Genomic DNA, 15,994 nt, shown 5'->3' with positions numbered 1-15,994 from the left:
TGAGGGGATCGATCAGCGGACCCTGACCGTGAACGTGGCCGTGCGACCGTCCGAGGTCGTCACCGTGCCGTGATAGGTACCCGGGCGCGCGTAGCGGTGCGACGCGCTGATCCGGTAGACGCCGGCGGCGTGGAGCCCGTCGCGCGGGGTGGTCGTGGTGAAGGTCGCGGGCACGCCGGCGGTGCCGTCACCGAAGCGGACCGTCGCACCGAGCGCGCCCGTGAGCGCGGTGCCGCCGAGGCCGTCGGCGTCGTCGACCGCGTCGACGGCGACCGTGGACCCGTCCGTCTTCGTGCCCGGTGCGGCGAGCAGACCTGCCGCGATGGTCGCCGAGGAGCCGTGGCGTACGACCGCATCGGTGCCGGTCACGGCGGTGGACCAGGCGGCGTGACGGCCGTCGTAGAAGTTGGTGCCGGCGGTGTTGAGCCGGGTGCCGACGTCCGCGACCCGGCGGGCGAAGTCGGCCCCGTCGCGCAGCGACTCCTGGGTCCAGCCGACCTCCCCGTGCGCGAGGGCGCGCGGGAACATCATGAACTCCGCGTTGCTCACGCCACGGACGGTCTCCGACCACAGCGGCGCCTCGGTGCCCAGGATGTCGGCGTCACCGACCCCGGGGATGACGTTCTGGGGGCTCCAGGCGTAGTAGTCCGGGAAGTCGCACGAGCCCGAGCACGCCCAGGACAGCCCGATCGGCGTCTTGGGGTTGTACTTCATGTCGAGATACGACTTGTTGCCCGGTGAGACCAGCAGTTTGGCGCCGTCCTCGGTGACGGCGCGCTTGGCGAAGTCGGTCGAGCCGGCCCAGTACTGCACCCCGTCGCCGGGAGTGAGGGTCGTCTCCGAGTACTCGTTCCAGCCCAGCGTCTTCTTCCCGAGGTCGTGCACGATGTCCACGGCCCGCTTCGCGAAGTCGACGTAGCCCTGATGCCCGTAGCGGGCGGTCATGGCGTGCGACTCGTCGCCACCGATGTGCAGGTAGTCGCCGGGGGTCATCTCGGCCAGCTGCGCGAAGACGTGCTGGACGAAGGTGTAGCTGACCTCGGCGTACGGGTCGAGATAGGAGTAGCCGACGTCGATCGTGCTGTTGACCGGCGCCGCCGGCTCCGCGGCGGTGCCGGTGTGGCTCGAGCCCGCGGTGTTGAGCTGCGGGATCGCGTGCAGCGCCGCGTTCGTGTGGCCCGGGATGTCGACCTCGGGGACCATGTCGATCTCGCGCTCGGCGGCGTAGGCGACCAGGTCGCGGTACTGGGCCTGGGTGTAGTAGCCGGTGTGGCCGTCCAGGGCCTGGTAGGCGTTGGAGGTGACCGCCGTGCCGCCCGACTCTCGCGTCAGCGCCGTGTAGTCGATGTCGTCGCCGGCCGCGCGCCCGTCGTTGGTGATCTGGATGCGCCAGCCCTGGTCATCGGCCAGGTGGATGTGCAGCACCGACAGCTTGGCGGAGGCGGCGGCGTCGATGATCTGCTTGACCTCGTCGACGGTCTGGAACGACCGGGCGACGTCGACCATGATCCCGCGGTAGCCGAACCGCGGCGCGTCGAGGACCTTCACGGCCGGTACGCTCCACGTCTGGTGCACGCGTACTGGCGAACCGGCGAAGGCCGGGAGCAGCTGGCGCAGCGTCTGGGTGCCGTTGAAGAGCCCGTGCCGGGTCGCCCCGCTGATCCGCAGACCCGAGCGGCCGGAGGAGAGGGCGTACGCCTCGGGGTTGCCCGCCACCTGGCCGTAGTCGGCGCCGGGGTCGATGACCAGCTGCAGATCGGTGGGCTTCGGGTGTGCGGAGACGACCGGCAGGGCGTAGCCCGTCGACGTGCGGAGCGTGGTGGCGAGCAGGCGCCCGACCGCCGCGGCTTCACCGCGGGCGACGATGCGCGCGCCGGGGGTGAGGACGAAGTCGGGGCCGGACTGCTCGGTGACCTGCACCGGGAGCGGGACCAGGCCCGGGACGGGGGTGTCGGGAGCGGAGGTGGGGGTGGCGGTGGATGCGGTGGCCGACGGGGCCGCCATGGTGACCAGGCAGCCGGCGAGGGTCAGAGCGGCGGCTGCGGCGAGTATCGAGCGAGACATTCAACATTCCTCTCTGCCGCGGCGACGCGGCGAGTATCAAGAAGTTGTGCTGCTCCCGGCGAGCGTAGTGACGCGCTCGCGCACCCGACAGGGTTTTCGTAAATTCGCTCAACAAATTAATTCTCGCCCGGCGCTCAGCCCCTCGCCCAGGCGAGCTGCATGATCTCGTCGCCGTCGTGGAGGATGCTGCGGTTGCTGGTGTCGGTGAATCCGGTGCGCTCGTAAAGCCGCTGGGCGCGCCGGTTGTCGGTGCGGGTCCAGACGCTGAGGCCCTCCCAGTCGCGTGACTGGAGGTCGCGGATCATCTCGGTGCCGACGTGGGAGCCCCAGACGGCGGGGTCGACGAAGACCATCGAGATGTGGCCGTAGCCGGGAAGCGGTACGCCGTCGACGAGGTAGGTCTCGGCCACCAGCATCCCCGCCGGACGGGTGCCGTAGTGGGCGAGCAGCGCCAGCTCGGCGGAGTCCAGCTTCTCGCGGACCCGGCGGATGCGTGCCTCGGTGGCGGTGCGGCGGCGGGCGGCGTTGGCCGCCCGCCAGACGTCGAGCGCAAGGGCGCGCTGCTCGTCGCTGCTGATCTCGGCGACGATGATTCTCGGCATCTAGGCGGCTACAGCGTCATCAGCCAGATGCCGAGCACAAGCATCACGATCATGAAGATCGCGCCCACCCACAGCAGCACGATCCAGGTCGAGGGGTTGTCCTCGGCCTCGGTGGCCATCAGCGAGGAGACGTACTCCTGCTGGGCGCCGTAGTCGCCGAAGTCCTGTTCGATCGGCTCCTGCTCGGCGACGTAGCCGTAGCCGGTCTGCCAGTCGCCGGCCTCCTCGCCTGCGTAGGCATCCTCCGCGTAGCCGGTCGCGTAGGCGGGCTCGGTCTCGTAGATCTCGGCCGCAGTCTCCTGCTCCTGAGGCGGGGCCCAGTGGCGGGCCTGCCCGTTGCGCGACTCCTGGACGAGCATCCCGGAGGGCTGGACGAAGGGCTGGTACGCCGCCTCGACCGTGGCCTCGGAGACCGGCTCGGGCCCGGGGACGGGCTCGGGCCCGGGAAGGGGACCAGGCTCCGGGGTCGGGTCGGGAACGGGCTCCGGGTCGGGGACGGGCTCGGGCTCCGGGACCGGCGTCGGCTCCGGGAAGGGCGACGGCTCGGGCTCGGGGATCACGGCCTGCTCCGCGGCGGCCGGCTCGTGGGCCGGCGGGGGAGTGGTCGGCGGCGGGACGGTCGGCGGTGCGTACGCCGGGCGGACCGCGGTGGTCCCGTCGGGCTCGTCGTCGGTGTCGAGCTTCTCCTCGACGGACGGCGCCTGGCGCCTCGAGGTGCGCTCGGTGGGCTCGTCGTTGGCGGCCGACGATGCCGGACCCGGCACGTTGTCGTCGCCGTAGGCGCTGATCCGAGGCAGGCTCAGGGAGGTCTGCGCCGCGTCGGGCTCGACCTCGACGGCCTCCGGGGCGGTCGAGGAGACGGGCTTGCGGATCACGGTCGCCTCGTTGGGCTCGTCGAGCTCATCGGGCGTGACATCGTCGTTCGCAGCAGACTGGATGGCTTCGGGCTTTGCTTCAGCAGCGGACACGGGCGGCGTCCTTTCCTCTACATCGATGGAGTCAGCCTCGGCTGCTCGGTCGGGCTCCGTGGCGACCTCTAGACCACACATCGGGCACGCCGGCTCATCGGACAGCCGGTGTCCACACTGTGCGCAGCTGGTCATGCCACCCCCATGGCGTCGAAGATCACTCCCGTGCGTTCCCAAGCCTAGGTCACCCGCCTTAACCTTGGGCCGATGCCCGCAGATCGCGGAGCAGCGGGATATCGGGGTTGTCCGCGTCGCGAGAGCCGGGAGTCTCCAGGATGAAGGGGACTCCGTCGGTCGCCGGATGCGCGAAGAGCTCCTCGAAGGCCGTCGTGCCGATGTGGCCGCGGCCGATCTGCTCGTGGCGGTCGAGGTGCTTGCCGCGTACGTCCTTGGAGTCGTTGGCGTGGATCAGCCGGAGCCGTCCGGGGCCGCCGATCTCGACGATCCGGTCGACGCACGCGGTCGCTCCACCGGGCTCGTCCAGCGGGGCGCCGGCGGCGAAGACATGGCAGGTGTCCAGGCAGATCCCGGCCTTGGGGTGGAAGTCGATGGCCTCCAGGTATGCCGGCAGGTCCTCGACGCCCGCGCACAGCGAGCGTCCCTGGCCGGCGGTCGGCTCCAGCAGGAGCCAGGGCGCGTCCTCGGCGGAGATCTCGTCGAGCACCGGCAGCAGCGCCTCGCGTACCTGCTTCATCGCGACGGCGTGCTTCTCGGTCGAGTCCCCGTCGGGGGAGACGAAGGAGCCGGTGTGGATGACGACCCCTTCGGCGCCGATGTCGGCGGCGCGGCGGAGGTTGTGGGCGACCAGGGCGGCCGACTTCTCGTAGGTGGCCGGGGTCGGCGAGCCCAGGTTGACCAGGTAGGGGGCGTGGACGAAGGCACGCATGCCGCGCCGTTCGATCTCCGCCCGGAACGCCTTGTCCTCGGCGGGTTTCCCGGCCGAGAGCGCCCAGCCGCGTGGGTTGCCGACGAAGATCTGCATGGTCTCGCCGCCGACCGCGTCGGTGTTGGCGAGGGCACCGGCGACGAGACCCTTGCCGACCTGTACGTGGGTGCCGATCGGATTGCGAAGGGAGGTCCGAGAAGTGGCCAAGGTCAGTTCAGCCAGATCGTGATCTCGGAGCCGTAGGGAGCCTCGCCGCTCGCCGGCTCCTGACGGGTCACGTATCCGAGGCCGAGGTTGATGCCGGCCTCCGGCTCTTCCTTGACCTTGAATCCGGCAGCCTCGAGAGTCTGCCTGGCTGTGGCCTTGTCGGCGCCGACGACGTTGGGAACCGCAACAGCGGCGGGGCCCTTGGCGACCACGAGGGTCACGGTCTCGCCCTTGGGGAGGGTGCCGGAGTTGGGGCTCTGGCTGAGCACGGTGCCGGGCTGGATCTCCTGGTTCTCCTCCTCCTGGATCTCGACCTTCAGGCCGTCGGCCTCCAGCGACTTCTTGGCGCGCTCGGCGCTACGGCCGGTCCAGTCGACGATGTCGACGGGAGCCGGGCCCTTGCTGATCACGAGCACGATCGCCTTGCCGGGCCGCACCAGGGTGCCGGCGCGCGGCTGGGAGTTGATGACGTGGCCTTCGGGGACGTTGTCGTTGAACTTCTCGATCGGGTCGCCGATGCCGAGGCCCTTGTCGCGGATCTCGTCTTGGGCGTCGTCGGCGAGCATGCCCTTCACCTTGGGCACGGAGTATTCCTCGACGCCCTTGCTCACGCTGATCTCGACCGTCGATCCGGGCAGCGCCTTGTCGTCGCGGCCGGGGTCGGAGTCGATCACCACGCCCTCCTCGACGGTGTCGGAGAACTCGGTGTTGGCCGAGACCTCGAAGCCGGCGTCCTGCAGCTGCGTGGTCGCCGCGGCCTTGCTCAGGCCGGCCACCGAGGGCACCCGCTCGTAGCGGCCGTCGATGAACCACCACAGGCCGCCCGCCACCAGCGCGACGGCCACCACGGCGGCGCCGATCGCGATCGGGCCCCTCCAGGTCGCCGGCACGCTCCAACGCTGCTTCGGCTGCGTGGGGGTCGGGGCGATGCGTACGTTCTCCTCGGGCTCGCTCAGCGAGAGCCGGGCGCCCGCGGGGAGCCCGACGCCCGGAGGCGGTCCCGGCGGACCCGGGGGACGACCCGGCGGCGGACCGGACGGCCCTGACGATCCGGACGGTCCCAGGCCGAGCGCGGGCAGGACGGCGGTCGTCTCGGCGCCGGACTCGTCGTGAGTCCGTGCCGGGGAGTCGGTGCCACCAGCGCCGTGGGCGCCCTGCTCGGGTGCGCCGGGCCGGGGGAGCGCCAGGTCGGCGGTGAGGTCGGGGTCGTCGAAGATGCCCGCGGACAGGGTGGCCATGACCCGGTTGACCATGCGCAGCAGCACGCCGGCGTCGGCCGGGCGCAGCTCGGGATCACGGGCGGTCGCGCGGGCGACCAGGGCGTCGACGTAGCGGGGGATGCCGGGGGCGGCCTTCGACGGCGGCGGGATGTCCTCGTGGACGTGCTTGTAGGCGATCTCGACCGGCGAGGGACCGCTGTGCGGCTTGCGGCCGGTGAGCAGCTCGTAGAGCACGACGCCGGCGGCGTAGACGTCGGACCGCGGCCCGGACCTGGACTCTGTGACCAGCTCGGGCGCGAGATAGGAGACGGTGCCGACCAGGTTGCCGGTGGTGGCGTCGTTGGAGTTGTTGTTCATCACCCGGGCCAGACCGAAGTCGGCGACCTTGACCCGCTGCGAGATCGAGGCGGCACCGGTGGTGATGAGCACGTTCTCGGGCTTGATGTCGCGGTGCACGATCCCGATCGCGTGCGCCGCGGTCATCGCGCTCAGGATCGGCTCGATGTAGGCCAGCGCCTTCGCCGCGCCCAGCGGAGCCTGTGAGGCGATGGTGTCGCGCAGGGTGTGTCCCTCGATGTACTCCATCGCGAGGAAGGCGACGCCGTCGTCCTCGTCCTGGTCGTAGACGGCGACCACGTTGGGGTGGGAGAGCTTCGCGGCAGACCTGCCCTCGCGTACGAACCGCTCGGCGAAGTTGCCCTCCTCGTCGAGGTCCTGGTGCATGACCTTGACGGCGACGATGCGGTCCAGCCGCATGTCGTGGGCCACGTAGACCGTCGCCATGCCACCCTTCGCGACCTTCTCGACGATCCGGTAACGCATCCCCAAGACCTTGCCCAGAAGGGGTTCGGATGCGGTAGCCGAGCCTCCGCCGTGGCGCCCGATGACGTCGTCACGGGGGTCCGCCTCACTAGCCACGCGATCCTCCTGTCTCCGGTTGGAGAAGTATTCCGGACCGGGCAATGGTACGGACCAGCGGGTCCCACTCACGACTTTCCGGACCGGCTACCCGGGCCGGTAATGTGATTGTTATGAGCGACTTGCGGTTGGCGGAGCAGGATCTGGGTGTCCTGGTTGAAGAGTGGATCGACTGGGCTACGGCCGCGTCGCTGCTCGGAGTGACCGTGGGGAAGGTGCGCACCATGATCCGCGAGCACGAGCTCGCCGCGGCGGTGCCTCCGGGGATGAAGGGCCAGCACATCCCGGCCCTGTTCATCCAGGACGGTCTGCCGGTCAAGGGTCTGAGCGGGCTGTTGCACGTGCTCCACGACGGACGCTACGACGACCGCGAGATCATCGCCTGGCTCTTCCTCGACGACGACCTTCCCGGCCGCCCGATCGACGCGCTTCGGGAGAACCGCGGGTCGGAGGTCAAGCGCCGGGCCCAGGCCATGGCACTCTAGGCTGGCCCGTTCCGTACGTCTCGGAGGAACCTCGTGAGGTCGAAGTACGCCCTGGTTGGGCTGCTGATCGCCGTCCTGATGGCGCTGGTCGCCGGATGCGGAGGCGGCGGTGACTCCGGCGCGGGCGGTGGCGGGAAGACCGGCACCGACCCCGAGAGCGGGCTCGCCTGGATCGCGGAGTCCGACCTGCCGCCCGAGGGCGTGGAGACGCTCGAGCTGATCGACGCCGGCGGCCCGTTCCCCTACCCGGGCAAGGACGGCAGCACCTTCGGCAACCGCGAGGGGATCCTGCCGGAGGAGGCGTCGGGCTACTACGCCGAATACACCGTGCCGACGCCTGGCTCCAATGACCGGGGCGCGCGGCGTATCGTCACAGGCGAGGGTGGGGAGTTCTACTTCACCGAGGACCACTACGAGTCGTTCTCACGGATCGACCGGGGGTGATGGGCATGAGTGGACTGGCAGGGCTTCTAGCGGGAAAGGTCGATCCCGGCGTCTACCGCTGGCACACCGAGCTGGCCGCGGCCGACCTCGCCGAGTCGGTGACCGGCGCCGGCTGGTCGCTGGCGCAGATCGCCGACGTGGCCGAGACGAAGGACGAGGTGCTCGGTGCCATCGGCGCCGCGCTCGGCTTCCCGGCCCACTTCGGCCGCAACCTCGACGCGCTCTGGGACTCGCTGCGCGACCTCTCCGCGCCCACGGTTCTGCTGTGGGAGACGTGGGGGTGCGCCGCGTACGCCGATCGTGCCGGTTTCGACAAGATCGTGCGGGTGCTGAAGGACCGGTCCGCGGAGATCTCCGAGGACCGGCCGGCGTTCACCGTGCTGCTGCGCGGGGACGGTCCGGAGACGGACCTGACCGACCTCGGCTGATCACCCGACGTTGACCGTACGGGTGGGGTAGCCCGTGGCTCCGTCGGGAGCGGGCGGCGCCTCGTCGGCGGTCTGCGGAGTGCCGGTGCGGTCGTACGCCCGCGCCTGGATCCGGTGCTCGCCCTCGGTCGCGTCCCAGCGGTAGGTCCACTGGCGCCAGGTGTCGATGCTGTCCTCGGCGGCCAGTGTGGCGGGCTGCCAGGGGCCGTCGTCGATGCGTACCTCGACCTTGCTCACACCCCGATGCTGCGCCCAGGCGACGCCGGCGACGGTGCGTTCACCGGGCATGACGTCGTCTCCGGGCAGGTCGATGCGGCACTCGGTCTTGATCGGGCCCTCGGCGGACCAGCCGCGGTCGGTCCAGTAGGCGCGGAAGTCGGCGAAGCGGGTGACCTCGAGGTCGGTGAGCCACTTGGTCGCCGAGACGTAGCCGTAGAGACCGGGGACGACCATGCGTACCGGGAAGCCGTGGTCCCGGGTCAGCGGTTCGCCGTCCTGGGCGATCGCGAGCAGCGAGTCTCGGCCGTCGGTGAGCGCCTCGAGCGGGGTACCGATGGTGATGCCGTCAGCGCCGGTCGACTTGACCGCGTCGGCATCGGGTGAGACGCCGGCGCGCTTGAGGACGTCGCGGATGCGTACGCCGGTCCAGGTCGCGTTGCCGATCAGGTCGCCGCCGACCTCGTTGGAGACGCAGCAGATCGTCACGCGGCGCTCGTAGAGCGGCATCGCGAGCAGGTCCTCGTAGGTCAGCTCGACCGGGTCGTCGACCAGGCCGTGGATCTTGAGCCGGTAGTCGGCGACGTCGACGCGTGGGGTGAGCAGGGCGATGTCGATGCGGTAGAAGTCGTCGACTGGGGTCAGGTGGGGCGTCAGCCCGTCGATCCGGAGCTCCGCGCCCGCCGGGAGGGGCGCGGCGGGGGAGACGGCCGCCGGGATGGGCAGCTTCGTGGCGGGGTGCCGGCGGCCGGTGACCACCTTCGCGCCGACACCGCCGGCCGCGCCGACCGCGGTCACGGCGGCCGCGGCGACCAGGAACCTGCGGCGGTCGAAGCCCTCGGGCGCCTCGGCCTCGGTGCTGGTGTCGTCGGATTCGCGCAGCGGTCGGGTCAGGAGGACCAGCGCCACGATGCCGACCACCAGGCCGATCACGATCGCAATGATCCCGGTCGTCCCGTTGCCGGCCCGGTCGGCCAGGAGGGCGGCGATGTCGATGGCCCCGAGGAGCAGCAGCATGCCGGCGCCGAGGGCGGGGCGGCGTACGGCCAGGGCGCCGGCGACCCCGAGCAGGGCCAGCGTGACCAGCCCGACGCAGCCGAGCAGGATCGGCTTGTCGGCGGTGCCGAAGGTGGCGACCGCCGCCTCCTTGAGCCAGCGCGGGGTGAGGTCGATGACCCGGTCACCCAGCGCGAGCAGGGGAGAGGCGCCACCGGCGAGGGCTGCGATGAGCTCGGCGACGCCGAGGCCGAGCACGCCGGCGGCGATGCCCGCGAGGGGGCCGTAGGGAAGACGTGGTGCCGAAGCGGAGCCCGAGGCCTTCTGCTCGGCGAGGTTGCCGGATGTCATGCTGTGGGTTCGTGGCCGATCGATGGGCGGATGGGACCAATCCTCCCACTCTTCGGCTGCGAACCCGGGATGAGATCTGTCATTTGTCGGAAGGGGTGCGCATGCGGCGAGCGCTGCGGGTCGTGGGCGAGGAGTCGTCGCTTGACCCCGATGACGACCTGGACCCCGCGGCGGTGCTCGCCGCGGTCGCCGGCGGCGACCTCGATGCCTTCGGCCGCCTCTACGACGAGCTGGCTCCGCCGGTCTTCGGCGTCGCCCGGCGGGTCGTGCGCGACCCCGCGCGTGCGGAGGAGGTGACCCAGGAGGTGTTCACCGAGCTGTGGCGCCAGGCTGCCCGGTTCGACCCGTCGCGCGGCAGCGTCCGGACCTGGGTGCTGACGATCGCGCACCGTCGCGCGGTCGACACCGTGCGCTCCTCGCAGGCCTCGCGGGCGCGGGAGGAGCACGTCGGCCGGCGAGAGCCGGTCGACGTCGCCGGCCCGGAGGAAGCAGTCGTCACGGCGTCGGAGCACGAAGGCGTACGCCGTTGCCTGGACTCCCTCACGCCGCTGCAGTCCCAGGCGGTGCGGCTGGCCTATTACCAGGGCTTCACCTATCCCGAGGTCGCCGAGCTGCTCGGCCGGCCGCTGCCGACGGTGAAGTCGCGGATGCGCGACGGGCTGATCCGTCTTCGTGATTGCCTGGAGGTTCGCGATGGCGCCTGATGTACACGGTCTGGTCGGGGCCTATCTTCTCCACGCGCTGGAGCCCGGTGAGCGCGCAGAGGTCGAGGCCCACCTGGCTGCCTGCCCCGACTGCCGCGAGGAGGTCGACTCGCTGCGGTCGGCGACCGCTTCGCTGGCCGATGAGGTCGCCGAGACACCTCCGGCATCGTTGCGCGCGAGGGTGATGCGTACGGCCTCGGAGACTCCCCAGCTCCCGCCCGTGGTCGCCGCGGGCCGCGCTCGTCGTCGTTGGTTCGCGGGCGCGATCGCCGCGGTCGCAGCCCTGGTCATCGGTGTCGGCGTGACGGTCGGCGTGGTCGTACGAGATGACGACCCGCCCGCGATGACCGCCGCCGAGGTGATGTCGGCCCCCGATGCGCGGATGCACAAGGAGGAGACCTCCGACGGCGAGCTGATGGTCGCGATGTCCCACGAGATGCACATGGTCGCCGTCGACACCGCCCACCTCGACCGCCCCGCCGGCATGACCTACCAGGTCTGGTGGCACACCGACGCCGGCATGGAGTCCGCCGGTGTCCTCGACGAGGAGATGGCCGTCGCCGTACCGGTCGAGGACGGCGACCTGATGGTCACCATGGAACCCGAGGGCGGCTCCGACAAGCCCTCCGAGAAGGTCCTCTTCCAGATGCCTGCCGAGCGCCTCTGACGCCGGTCAGACCGTGCGCTGGGTGGCGGCGGTGGCGAGGGCGCGGAGGACTTCGGCGGCGTTGGCGTCGAGGACGCCTGACGACTTGGCGTCGTCGAGGGCGGTGAGGCCCTGGTCGGCGAGCTCGGTGATGGTCTTCTCGACCTGCTGCTCGGCGCCGGAGGAGGCGATGATCGTACGCAGCGCCGCGACCTGGTCCGCGGTGAGCGGCTGGCCGAGGGAGCGGTCCAGGAGATCGGCGTCGGCGGGCGGTGAGGCCTTCAGGGCGAGGGCCACCAGGACGGTGCGCTTGCCCTCGACCAGGTCGTCGCCGGCAGGCTTGCCGGTGACCGAGGGGTCGCCGAAGACGCCGAGGAGGTCGTCGCGGAGCTGGAACGCCTCGCCGACGGGAAGGCCGTAGGCCGACAGCGCCTCGACCTGCTCCTGGGAGGCACCGGCCAGGGCGGCGCCGACGTGGAGGGGGCGCTCGACGGAGTACTTGGCCGCCTTGTAGCGCACCACCTTCATCGCCGCCTCGACGTCCGCCGCGCCGCGCGCCTGGACGGTGATGTCGAGGAACTGCCCGGCGATCACCTCGCTGCGGGTGTGGTCGAACACCGAGAGGGCGACGGAGGTCTCGGAGCCCCCGAACCCAGAGGTACGCAGCAGCTCGTCCGACCAGGTCAGCAGCAGGTCTCCGAGGAGCACGGCCGCGGCGTCGCCATAGGCGCGGGACCGGCCCGGCCAGCCCGCGGCGGAGTGGTCGGCCTCGAACGCGCGGTGCGCTGCCGGGGCCCCGCGCCGGGTGTCGGAGTCGTCGATGACGTCGTCGTGAACGAGTGCCGAGGCCTGGAGCAGCTCGAGCGCGGCGGCCGCCCGGACGAGCGACTCCTCCTCGGCAGGCGAGGGGGAGGGGCGGACCGCGTGGAAGCCCCAGTAGCAGAACGCGGCCCGCAGCCGCTTGCCTCCGGACATCGACTCGCGAGCCCGGCGCAGCAGCGGTTCGACCTCGTCACCGAGCGGTGCCAGCCGCTGGGACTGCGTCTCGAGGAAGGTGTCCAGTGCCCCCTGGACGCGACTGCGGAATTCATCGGCGCCCCACGTTTCATTCACTCTCCGAGCCTAGGGCACTCACTACGATGGCCCGATGGTGACTGGACGTGGACGCTCCTTGGCGGAGCTGATCAACCAGGGCGAGCGCTCGTTCTCCTTCGAGTTCTTCCCGCCGAAGGACGAGGCCGGCGAGGAGCAGCTGTGGAACGCCGTGCGCGCGCTGGAGCCCTACCGCCCCACCTTCGTGAGCGTCACCTACGGCGCCGGAGGCTCCACCCGTGACAAGACGGTCGCCATCACCGGCCGGATCGCCGCGGAGACCGAGCTGCTGCCGGTCGCCCACCTGACCTGCGTCGGCCACACCCGCGACGAGGTGGTCGGGATCCTGGACTCCTATGCCGCTCAGGGTGTCGCCCATGTGATGGCGCTGCGCGGCGACCCCGCCGAAGGGCCGCGCGCCGAGTGGACCCCGACCCCGGGCGGTCTCGACTACGCGATCGACGTGGTGAACCTGGCCCGGGAGCGTGGTGACTTCCGCATCGGCGTCGCCGCCTTCCCGGAGGGCCACCCGAGTGCTGAGTCGCTCGAGGCCGACGCCGACGTGCTGGTCGCCAAGGCGAGGGCCGGCGCGGAGTTCGCGGTCACCCAGATGTTCTTCCGTGCGGCCGACTACTTCGGCCTCGTCGACCGGGTCCGTGCCCGCGGCGTCGACATCCCGATCCTGCCCGGGATCATGCCGATCCTGAACCTCGCCGCCATCCGGCGCCAGAGCGAGCTGATCGGCGCCGAGGTCCCCGAGGAGATCGTCGAGCGCCTCAGCGCCGCCGGTCCCGAGCCCGCCGACATCCGTGCCGAGGGCATCGCCGTGGCCGCCGAGCTCTGCCAGGAGCTCCTCGACGGAGGCGCCCCGGGGCTGCACTTCTACACCCTCAACCGCTCCAAGGCGACGCTGGAGATCTTCGCCAAGCTCAACGTGACGGTCTAGACCGCGCTCACTTCTCGGCAGGCCCGATCGACTGCGCGACCAGCGCGGACGAGAGCCCGGCGAACGGCAGCCCGGAGCCGGGGGTGGCGTGGGCGCCGGCGGCGTAGACGTTGGGGAGCGGGGTGCGCGGCCCGAGGCGCTGGAACACCGTGCCGCGTCCCGCCCACTTCACGCCCAGCGGCGACCCGCGCCAGCGGCGTACGAGCTCGGCGGCGCCCAGGTCGACACGGTGCACGACGTGCTCGCGCAGATCGATCTTGTGGCGCGCCAGCGCCAGCAGGACGTCCTCCATCAGCTTGCCGTGGGAGTGGATCGTCCAGGCGTGCTGCCCCTCGGGGGCGAGCCCGCGGGTGCGTACGACCAGGGTCGGGTCCCCGTGGAGCACCAGCTCGTCGGGAAGATCGACGAGGTGCTCGGGCAGCGAGGAGAGTCCGAGGTGGAACGTCATCGGCGGGATCGCCGGCAACGTACGTTCCACCAGCGGCCGCAGGGCCGGCAGCGAGCGCGGGTCGAAGGCGACCACGACCGCTCCGTCGTCGCCGAGATCGATCTCCCCGGCGGTGGTGCTGACCGCGACCGCCCGTCCGTCACGTACGACGATGTCCTCCACGCGGGTCGCGGTCTGCACCGAGACCCGGCGGGTGGCCATCCGGGCGGCGAGCACCTCGGCCACGACCCCCATCCCGCCCTCGACCCGCCAGGCGCCGAAGCGCTGCTCGAGATAGGCGGTGAGCCCCGCCCAGGCAGGTACGTCACGCAGCTCCTGCCCCGCCGCGACGAACGGGTGCGCCGCGACCAGCCGGAGCCGCTCGTCCTTGAACGTCTTGCGCAGCCGCTTGTGGAGGGTCTCGCGCGAACGGAACCGCTCCGCGACGGCCGAGGGCAGCGCCGAGGGCTCCCACGGCACCTCGAAGTAGTGCTGGCGCAGCACCTCCCAGTCCTCGCTGAACCTGGCGACGTAGTCGGTCCACCGCTGGCCCATGCCCGGGCCCAGCTCGTCGAAGGCCGCCAGCTGGGCGCCGCGGGTGCCGCCGGGCACCGAGACCGAGGTCTTGTCGGCGAACCGGTGCTCGCGGATGACGTCCATCGGCACCAGCTCCAGCTCACGCTCGGCCGGCCGCCCGGACTTGCGGAACAGGTCGCGCATCACCGCGGGCAGGAGCGTCGAGGTCGCCGAGGCGTCCCAGGTGAACCCCTCCTCACGCACCGGCACCAGGGCGCCGCCGAGCTGTCCGGAGGCCTCGAGAAGGGTCACCGAGTGGCCGAGCTTGGCCAGCCTGGCGGCGCTGGCCATCCCGGCGTACCCACCCCCGAGGACGACGACGCGCGTCACTGGACGGGGTAGGGCTTGGTCGTGCCGTCGGACGGGCCCTCCGGCGGCGGGGCGCCACGTCTTCCGCGCCGGGTCAGCCTGCGCCAGCCCCCGCGAACGGTGCGGACGATGAAATACACCAGCACCAGTCCGGCGGCCAGCAGAACGGCGGCGATACCGGCGGCAGCCAGCGGATGCTCGGTCGCGAACCAGACCACGCCGAGGACGAGGCCGTCCTCGGCCAGGCTGACCACCGAGTTGGAGACCGGCTCGGGGGAGGAGTTGACCGCCAGCCGCTCGCTGGCCTTGACCAGGTGGGACATGAACGCCGAGGTGCCGCCCACGACGCCACCGACGGCCGCGTTGAGCGAGTCGGCCTCACCGGCGAGCAGGACGCCGATCACGGCGCCGATCGTGGGCCGGATCACCGTGGAGATCGAGTCCCAGGTCGAGTCGACGTAGGGAACCTTGTCCGCGACGAACTCGATCGCGAACATCGCCCCGGCGGCCGCCAGCACCGGCCAGGTGCCGAGGACGTCAGGGATCTCCTCGGCACCCGTCGTACGCTGCACGACGCCGAGCACCAGCACGACCAGATAGGCGTTGATGCCACTGGCCCACCCGCTGGAGAAGGTCAGCGCTAGAGATTCCATGGGGACATCTTGGCGTACGACACCGACATCCGAGCCTGCGACCGCGCGAGGAACGAGCGCTGTCGCAACGGGAGGAGGTCGAGCGAGCGCAGCGACTGAGCTTGCGAAGCCGCGAAGCGGGTCGAGACCGAGTCGCGTCGGCCGAGACCAGGCGCACGCGATCCCGTATTTACCTCCGTTGTGCCCCGTGCGGCAGAATGGGCTGATCAACGCAGACTTCCCCCCACGTCGCAAGGAGACCGGATGACCATGACGACACCCGACGAGAACGAAGGTGTGGTCGTGAACGAGGACCTGGAGACCACCGTCGAGGTGGCGGCCCTCGCTGCTGAGCCCGTGCCGCGGGAGATGACGTGGGCGGTCCGGCTGATCGTCGGTCTGATCGCGTTCAGCGCCGTCGTGGTCGTGGTCATGGTGCTGCGTTCCGATGACCTGGTGCGCGCGTGGGCGGAAGGCAACGCCTCGGCCAAGCGCATCCTGGAGACCGAAGGGCTCGAGGCCCTCATCAACCCGCCCACCGACAACCGGGTCAGCGCGCCGGCGTTCATCGCCCCCGCGATCACCCTGTTCGGAGTGATGGCCGGCATGCTCGGTGTGCTCGCGGTCTTCCTCCGCAACGGCTTCGAGTGGGCCCGCATCACGATCACGTTCCTGGTGTTCATCTCCGCGGTGGCCAGCGTCGGCGGCATCCTGACCGGCCCGCCGGTGATCATCAGCGTGCTCACCGCGATCGCGATCGTCATCGCCGCGGGGCTGCTGGTGGTCATGTGGCTGCCGGCCAACACTCGCTACATCCACCCGCCGCACCTCATCCGCGGCGCCGTCGCCGAAGACTGAGCGGCCCGCAGCACCGCTC

At 71.2% G+C, this 15,994-nt stretch carries 16 protein-coding genes; 7 read left to right on the top strand and 9 right to left on the bottom strand.

Annotated elements, in window-relative coordinates:
• Nucleotides 1-12 precede the first annotated feature (12 nt).
• The 5 genes from ACFX43_RS24045 to pknB all read right to left on the bottom strand — a co-directional run bounded on the left by ACFX43_RS24045 (nt 13) and on the right by pknB (nt 6,865).
• Complete coding sequence (locus ACFX43_RS24045; RefSeq protein ID WP_378836454.1) at nt 13-2,064, bottom strand: family 20 glycosylhydrolase; 2,052 nt, start codon at nt 2,062-2,064, stop codon at nt 13-15.
• Nucleotides 2,065-2,198: 134 nt separating this feature from the next.
• The gene (locus ACFX43_RS24040) at nt 2,199-2,666 is read right to left on the bottom strand and encodes a GNAT family N-acetyltransferase (RefSeq protein ID WP_378836450.1); all 468 of its coding nucleotides are present in this window, start codon (nt 2,664-2,666) and stop codon (nt 2,199-2,201) included.
• Between the two features lie 8 nt (nt 2,667-2,674).
• A complete protein-coding gene (locus ACFX43_RS24035; protein WP_378836448.1) occupies nt 2,675-3,634 on the bottom strand; it encodes a hypothetical protein in 960 nt (319 codons plus the stop codon).
• A gap of 193 nt (nt 3,635-3,827) precedes the next feature.
• Nucleotides 3,828-4,727 (bottom strand): deoxyribonuclease IV, encoded by a 900-nt coding sequence (locus ACFX43_RS24030; protein WP_378836445.1) that lies wholly within the window; start codon nt 4,725-4,727, stop codon nt 3,828-3,830.
• A gap of 2 nt (nt 4,728-4,729) precedes the next feature.
• Nucleotides 4,730-6,865, bottom strand: coding sequence for a Stk1 family PASTA domain-containing Ser/Thr kinase (gene pknB / locus ACFX43_RS24025; protein WP_378836442.1), 2,136 nt, complete (start codon nt 6,863-6,865; stop codon nt 4,730-4,732).
• Nucleotides 6,866-6,978: 113 nt separating this feature from the next.
• On the opposite strand from pknB, the gene ACFX43_RS24020 reads away from it, so the two are divergent.
• From ACFX43_RS24020 to ACFX43_RS24010, 3 genes are read left to right on the top strand one after another with little or no spacing between them, the layout of a single operon-like run.
• Nucleotides 6,979-7,350 (top strand): Rv2175c family DNA-binding protein, encoded by a 372-nt coding sequence (locus tag ACFX43_RS24020; protein WP_378836440.1) that lies wholly within the window; start codon nt 6,979-6,981, stop codon nt 7,348-7,350.
• Between the two features lie 33 nt (nt 7,351-7,383).
• Complete coding sequence (locus ACFX43_RS24015; RefSeq protein WP_378836437.1) at nt 7,384-7,794, top strand: ribonuclease domain-containing protein; 411 nt, start codon at nt 7,384-7,386, stop codon at nt 7,792-7,794.
• A 5-nt stretch (nt 7,795-7,799) separates the two neighbouring features.
• On the top strand, nt 7,800-8,222 hold the full coding sequence (locus ACFX43_RS24010; RefSeq protein ID WP_378836434.1) for a barstar family protein: 423 nt from the start codon (nt 7,800-7,802) through the stop codon (nt 8,220-8,222).
• Here the strand turns inward: ACFX43_RS24010 and ACFX43_RS24005 are convergent, their stop codons facing one another.
• Nucleotides 8,223-9,785, bottom strand: a complete 1,563-nt coding sequence (locus tag ACFX43_RS24005; RefSeq protein ID WP_378836431.1) for a molybdopterin-dependent oxidoreductase — start codon at nt 9,783-9,785, stop codon at nt 8,223-8,225. It lies immediately after the preceding gene.
• Nucleotides 9,786-9,886: 101 nt separating this feature from the next.
• Between ACFX43_RS24005 and sigK the strand changes: the two genes are divergently transcribed.
• Together sigK and ACFX43_RS23995 are read left to right on the top strand one after the other, a co-directional pair.
• On the top strand, nt 9,887-10,489 hold the full coding sequence (sigK, locus tag ACFX43_RS24000; RefSeq protein ID WP_378836428.1) for an ECF RNA polymerase sigma factor SigK: 603 nt from the start codon (nt 9,887-9,889) through the stop codon (nt 10,487-10,489).
• Nucleotides 10,479-11,156: an anti-sigma factor domain-containing protein gene (locus ACFX43_RS23995; protein WP_378836425.1), complete on the top strand. Its 678-nt coding sequence runs from the start codon at nt 10,479-10,481 to the stop codon at nt 11,154-11,156. The genes sigK and ACFX43_RS23995 overlap by 11 nt, the downstream gene beginning before the upstream one ends.
• A gap of 6 nt (nt 11,157-11,162) precedes the next feature.
• On the opposite strand, the gene ACFX43_RS23990 is transcribed toward ACFX43_RS23995, so the two are convergent.
• On the bottom strand, nt 11,163-12,248 hold the full coding sequence (locus tag ACFX43_RS23990; protein ID WP_378836418.1) for a polyprenyl synthetase family protein: 1,086 nt from the start codon (nt 12,246-12,248) through the stop codon (nt 11,163-11,165).
• Nucleotides 12,249-12,282: 34 nt separating this feature from the next.
• Between ACFX43_RS23990 and metF the strand changes: the two genes are divergently transcribed.
• Nucleotides 12,283-13,173 (top strand): methylenetetrahydrofolate reductase [NAD(P)H], encoded by an 891-nt coding sequence (gene metF / locus ACFX43_RS23985; protein WP_378836411.1) that lies wholly within the window; start codon nt 12,283-12,285, stop codon nt 13,171-13,173.
• Nucleotides 13,174-13,180: 7 nt separating this feature from the next.
• On the opposite strand, the gene ACFX43_RS23980 is transcribed toward metF, so the two are convergent.
• Complete coding sequence (locus ACFX43_RS23980) at nt 13,181-14,593, bottom strand: phytoene desaturase family protein (RefSeq protein ID WP_378841105.1); 1,413 nt, start codon at nt 14,591-14,593, stop codon at nt 13,181-13,183.
• Nucleotides 14,503-15,138, bottom strand: coding sequence for a DUF4126 domain-containing protein (locus tag ACFX43_RS23975; protein WP_378836407.1), 636 nt, complete (start codon nt 15,136-15,138; stop codon nt 14,503-14,505). The genes ACFX43_RS23980 and ACFX43_RS23975 overlap by 91 nt, the downstream gene beginning before the upstream one ends.
• 243 nt (nt 15,139-15,381) lie before the next feature.
• Here ACFX43_RS23975 and ACFX43_RS23970 point away from each other — a divergent pair, with 243 nt between their 5' ends.
• Nucleotides 15,382-15,975, top strand: coding sequence for a hypothetical protein (locus ACFX43_RS23970; RefSeq protein ID WP_378836404.1), 594 nt, complete (start codon nt 15,382-15,384; stop codon nt 15,973-15,975).
• The last annotated feature ends 19 nt before the right edge of the window (nt 15,976-15,994 follow it).

Source organism: Nocardioides sp. YIM B13467 (assembly GCF_042788075.1).
Classification (GTDB): Bacteria; Actinomycetota; Actinomycetes; order Propionibacteriales; family Nocardioidaceae; genus Nocardioides.
Note: the sequence above shows the minus strand (reverse complement) of the source record. Positions and strands in the feature narration are given on the sequence as shown.